Source organism: Enterobacter cloacae complex sp. ECL352 (assembly GCF_020149545.1).
GTDB lineage: Bacteria > Pseudomonadota > Gammaproteobacteria > Enterobacterales > Enterobacteriaceae > Enterobacter > Enterobacter asburiae_B.
In genome coordinates, this window is the sequence record NZ_CP083712.1 from 1 (window position 1) to 4,938 (window position 4,938).

The 4,938-nt window shown below is 54.9% G+C and carries 4 protein-coding genes and 1 pseudogene; all 5 read right to left on the reverse strand.

Translation table 11 applies throughout. The features are described from left to right. Positions 1 to 797: 797 nt before the first annotated feature. On the reverse strand, positions 798 to 2,102 hold the full coding sequence (locus tag LBF07_RS24530; RefSeq protein ID WP_007899670.1) for a PAS domain-containing methyl-accepting chemotaxis protein: 1,305 nt from the start codon (positions 2,100 to 2,102) through the stop codon (positions 798 to 800). A 910-nt stretch (positions 2,103 to 3,012) separates the two neighbouring features. Further along, a complete protein-coding gene (locus LBF07_RS24535; RefSeq protein ID WP_000137422.1) occupies positions 3,013 to 3,228 on the reverse strand; it encodes an MbeD family mobilization/exclusion protein in 216 nt (71 codons plus the stop codon). 6 nt (positions 3,229 to 3,234) lie between these two features. Then, a complete protein-coding gene (locus LBF07_RS24540; RefSeq protein WP_016355729.1) occupies positions 3,235 to 3,726 on the reverse strand; it encodes an MbeB family mobilization protein in 492 nt (163 codons plus the stop codon). A 34-nt stretch (positions 3,727 to 3,760) separates the two neighbouring features. Further along, positions 3,761 to 4,465 (reverse strand): annotated as a pseudogene (locus LBF07_RS24800) (relaxase/mobilization nuclease domain-containing protein); the annotation flags it as partial. Further along, entirely contained in the window at positions 4,404 to 4,727 is a 324-nt protein-coding gene (locus LBF07_RS24550; protein ID WP_007899679.1) for a MobC family plasmid mobilization relaxosome protein, read from the reverse strand. The gene LBF07_RS24550 and the pseudogene LBF07_RS24800, both read right to left, overlap by 62 nt. Positions 4,728 to 4,938 lie beyond the last annotated feature (211 nt).

Here is a 4,938-nt window from a genome sequence, read left to right on the forward strand (position 1 = left end):
ATGTGGCAGGAGAAAAATGCAGCAGCGGAGCGTCAGCAGAATATGCGATACAGGATATATTCCGCTTCCTCGCTCACTGACTCGCTGCGCTCGGTCGTTCGGCTGCGGCGAGCGGTACCGGCTTACAGGCGGGGCGGAAATTTCCTGGGAGATGCCAGAAAGAAGCTTAACAGGGAAGCGATAAGGCCGCGGCGAAGCCGTTTTTCCATAGGCTCCGCCCCCCTGACAAGCATCACGAAATCTGACGCTCAAATCAGTGGTGGCGAAACCCGACAGGACTATAAAGATACCAGGCGTTTCCCCCTGGTGGCTCCCTCGTGCGCTCTCCTGTTCCTGCCTTTCGGTTTACCGGTGTCATTCCGCTGTTATGGCCGCGTTTGTCTCATTCCACGCCTGACACTCAGTTCCGGGAAGGCAGTTCGCTCCAAGCTGGACTGTATGCACGAACCCCCCGTTCAGTCCGACCGCTGCGCCTTATCCGGTAACTATCAACTTGAGTCCAATCCGGAAAAACACGACAAAGCGCCACTGGCAGCAGCCACTGGTAACAGGTTTAGAGGAGGAGAGTCTTGAAGTTTCGGGTGCGATAAGGCTACACTGAAAGGACAGTTTTGGTGACTGTGCTCCTCCAAGCCAGTTACCGCGGTTCAAAAGAGCGTCAACTCTTGCGAACCTTCGAAAAAGCCACCTTGCCGGGTGGTTTTTTCGTTTTCAGAGCAAGAGATTACGACGCAACGGAAAGGATCTCAAGAAGATCATCTGTGATGTTCGACAGATATGGGGATATGCACCATGGCCTATCCGGCTTTAACTGAAATGGCGACATCCTTAACCGCAGTCTCAACCCCTGCAGCATTCCTCTGAATGCTGGTCATAACTTCACCCGCTTCGCGCATGAGTGTAACCCCTTCCCGAGTGTTCATCAGGCTGTTTTCAATGCCACAGAGAACATCCTTGGCCAGTTGACTATTGCTGGCCACGACTTGCTCAATTTCTTCAGTCGCGCTACTGACGCTCGCCGCAAGATTACGCACTTCTGCGGCAACAACCGCAAAACTTCTTCCGGATGCGCCAGCCCTTGCTGCTTCAATCGCGGCATTCAGTGCAATAAGTCTTGTCTGCATGGCAAACTTCCGGATGGTTTCCACCATATCGTCAATACTTTCAGACTGATTGTTGAGCCGTGAGATATCGGTGGAGACAGCCCCCATCCCCTGCGCAATTCTGTCAATCATAAGGATGCTATTTTCAATAACATTGGCACCGTTCTGCGCACTTTCTCGGGTCTGCACGGCCATATCCCATGCATGCACAGCAGCCTCTTGCTCTCTCTGGTTTCGCAGGACATCAGCCGTAACATCTGTAGCGAATTTCACAATTTTATAAAGCTGCCCATCACTGTTAAAGACAGGGTTATAAGTTGCACGGAACCACAGAGGGTCTCCCTGACGGTTAAGGCGTGGAAACAGACCAGAAAAAAACTCACCTTGATTCAGACTCTCCCAGAAATGTCGGTATTCATCACTTTTGTAAAGCGTCTCGGCACAGAACAGACGATGATGCTTACCTATGATTTCATCCCGCTTATAGCCAGTGGCATTGACGAAATTTTCATTTGCTTCAAGCACGATCCCTTCAGGATTGAAGGTGATGATGGCCATAGAACGGTTTATGGCATTTACGACTGCTTCCTGCTCAAGAGCAGAATGCACGCGCTCAGAAATATCGGCAGCAATTTTAATGACTCTGATAACACGGCCGCGCCTGTCAGAAACGGGGATATAACTGGCTTCAAGCCATACGGAACGATTTCCCTTTGCCAGCCGCAGGTACTTGCCACTAAAGCTTTCTCCCCTGGCAAGGCGCTGCCAGAACTGGCTGTATTCCGGTGAACTTACCAGCGAGGGCGGGCAGAATATACGATGGTGGTGACCGATTATTTCATCAGCCCTGTACCCCATAGTGGAGAGAAAAAGCGGGCTGGCTTTATTTATCACCCCCTCCGGACTGAACTCAATGACAGGCTTATTCTGACAAATTGCGTCATACGAAATGGCTGATCGCTGGAGGTTCAGGGAGAACATATTTTTAAGTGAAAACATATGAATCAGATTGCCCGGATAATGTAAGTACTGCCATGGTTATCGGCTACTCCTTATGTAGCGTTATATATTACTGCGACAGGGCGGGAAAAAGCCCGCTCTTCAGCCATGCCGGCATGATGTCCGGCTCCGGATTTCACGCGTAAAAAACCCGCCATCTTTAGCGGGCTGAACAATAAGAAAATGTTCATATTTACGGCAAATCCGCCGGCTCCAGCAGAGAAGCTGGCGTCTATCAATCTTGGAAGAACCAGCGCAGCTCCGCATGCATTAACAGGCATCAGAAGGCAAAAAAATGGCTCACATCCGGGAGCCGGAAAACACTCAACTGCCTGGATCGCAGCACATCCTTTGTGAAGGATAATTTAAGTATCGGCCGGATTGCCGCGGGCATAAGCCCGGCCGGCATAATTTTTTCCGTATCCGCCAGACCTCGGCTTTTAACATAACACCCCTTGCCCGCACCGCAGAAACGGGGTTGGCTGCGTTTCCGGTGCCAGACGCGAGAAAGTGGCGACAGACATGACGAAAAAACACCAAAAACGCAGCCGCTGGATATTACACTGATGCATAGTCATGCAGCCAGATGCATGCAGCGTAAAGTCACACTAAAATCAGCGCGAACGCCTTAAAAACCGGCAAATGCCTCTCCGGCAACTCACACAGCTCCATCACCAGGTAAAAACAGTTCAGCAGGGCTTCAATAACGTTGAGAATTTTCATCACTTCCTCCGGGATAAGTCACTACCATTCCGGTAGTCAGCCTATTTAGCAGGAACGCGATGAGCCCTTCTTCGTGCGGGCTGTCACCTCATCTTCGGACCATCGAAACTCTTCTGCTTCTGTCGGAGCGTCAGCTCCAGCTCGTTCTGACGCTGATACTCCAGTGCAGCCTTCTCCTCGATGGCATTCAGTTCCCGGACAAGCGGCGCAGCTGCTCGCTTAAACTCAGCACCTGCGTGCTCAAGTCCGACACGCGCTCGTTCAGCACCGCGTTCTCCCGTTGCATAAGTCCACACATGCTCCGCCATTCCGCGAAGGCGCTCTCCCATTCGTCCAGCCTTTGCGAGTAGTCCTGCTGTAGCTGCTCTAATGCGCTCAGCAACTGCTTTTCCAGCTCTGTCATTTTCCGCTACTCCTGTTTCAGGCGGATCCAGGTCGTCCCGTCGTAGGGGATGGCTTCGGCTTGCATCCCCGGCGGCAGGATAAGGAACCTCCGGCCGTCGTTGCTCTCCTGATAGCGTACTCCCCACGTCCGGGCGGTCATTTTCGCCAGGGTATCTTCCTGCTGACGAAGATGTGTGTAATTGTCGGTTATCTGCCGTCCCTGCCACCACAGAATGCTCCCGCTCGTGGCGATCAGCAGCGCTGACACCATCAGGATGGTGAGCCATGTCCTCCCGGCCGTCAGCAACACGCTCCGCCGGTTTTTCTCCATCGCCTCGCTCATACTCTGCTCGTGGGCGCTGATGGCGTCGCTGATTCTCCTCGCGCTTGCGTTCAGTTCCGCTCTGACAGACTGCTCGTGCTCGCTGAATGCGGCTTTCAGCATCTCGCCGGTACTCTTCTGCTGCGCTTTCGATTGCTGCTCTAAGTCCTTCGCCAGCGTTAAAAGACTGCTCATAGATGGCTCCCTTCAGTCGGATGTTTCGCCCCCCGTCAGGGTCGGCAATGCTGATACTGCTTTTCGTTGTACGCACCACCTCAAAACCTGCACCTTCAAGAGCCTCAGTGACGTCCTGACGGCTTTTCAGCTCCCCGGACGAGGCTAAGCTCAGCAGTCCACGGGTGATGGCTTCTGCGGCTTCCTGCTTCGTTTTCGGCAGTCCGGCCGGCGTGACCAGCGCCCGGCGGTTTTCCGGCGCGTTCGGATCGTGCAGCCCCAGTCTGCCGTTCACGATGGTCTGCCAGGCATCGATACGCGGCCGGTCGGCGCGGTCGTAGTACGGCTGGAGCCGCCTGCCGGTCAGCAGCTCGGTATTGGGGATCAGAAAGTTCAGCTCCAGACGCCCCTTGTCCTCGTGCTCCACCCACAGAATGCTGTACTGATCTTTATCAAGTCCGGGCATCAGAACCCGCTCGAAGCTGGCCATCAGTTTTTCCCGCTGGCCGGGAGGCAGATCGGCCTCCGCAAACGACAGGACGCCGGAGGTGTATTTCTTCACGTAAGGCGACGCGTCGATCAGCTCCCGGACTTCTTCCGGCTTCCCCTGCAGGACGCTGGCGCCTTCACGCTGCCGGTCTTTACCCAGCAGATAGTCCACCGGCCCGGCGCCACCGCCGCGACCGCGTGGATGAAATTTAACGATCATCGTCCGTTCCTTTCTCAAGAACGGCGTGCCGCAGCCGCTCAAGCCCGGCATCGATGGCCATCAGCGCCGCCACAATCTGCACCCGGTCATGACCGGTACCGACGCCGGCGTTAACACGGCGGGCTATCTGGTTCAGGTTGTTGCCCATACCGGCAAGCTGGCGCAGCAGCGCCGGCGAGATCGAAGGAAGTTTTGCGGTACGAGCCGGCTTTTCGTCCAGGCAGGTCTGCCGCATCCACGCCGCCAGCTGCCTGCCGTCGCAGCGCTCAAGTAGCCGCCTGTGCTCATCCTCCGTCACCCACATGGTGAGCATCTTGTTCCGTTTCTCTGACAAAACAGTCTCCTGATAACCCCGGGACGGGCGGGAAAACCTTTCCCGGTCGGCGCGGGGTTGGACAAGCCGCAGGCGCGTCAGTGGCTGTTAGCGGGTTTCGGGGCGCAGCCCTGAACCAGTCACGTAGCGCTAGCGGAGTGTATACTGGCTTACTATGTTGGCACGGATGCGAATATCAGTGAAGTGCTTC

Bases quoted from the DNA above. Each gene is read 5' to 3' on its own strand.
- LBF07_RS24530 (WP_007899670.1), bottom strand. From the start codon at position 2,102: ATGTTTTCACTTAAAAATATGTTCTCCCTGAACCTCCAGCGATCAGCC.
- LBF07_RS24535 (WP_000137422.1), bottom strand. From the start codon at position 3,228: ATGACAGAGCTGGAAAAGCAGTTGCTGAGCGCATTAGAGCAGCTACAG.
- LBF07_RS24540 (WP_016355729.1), bottom strand. From the start codon at position 3,726: ATGAGCAGTCTTTTAACGCTGGCGAAGGACTTAGAGCAGCAATCGAAA.
- LBF07_RS24550 (WP_007899679.1), bottom strand. From the start codon at position 4,727: ATGCTCACCATGTGGGTGACGGAGGATGAGCACAGGCGGCTACTTGAG.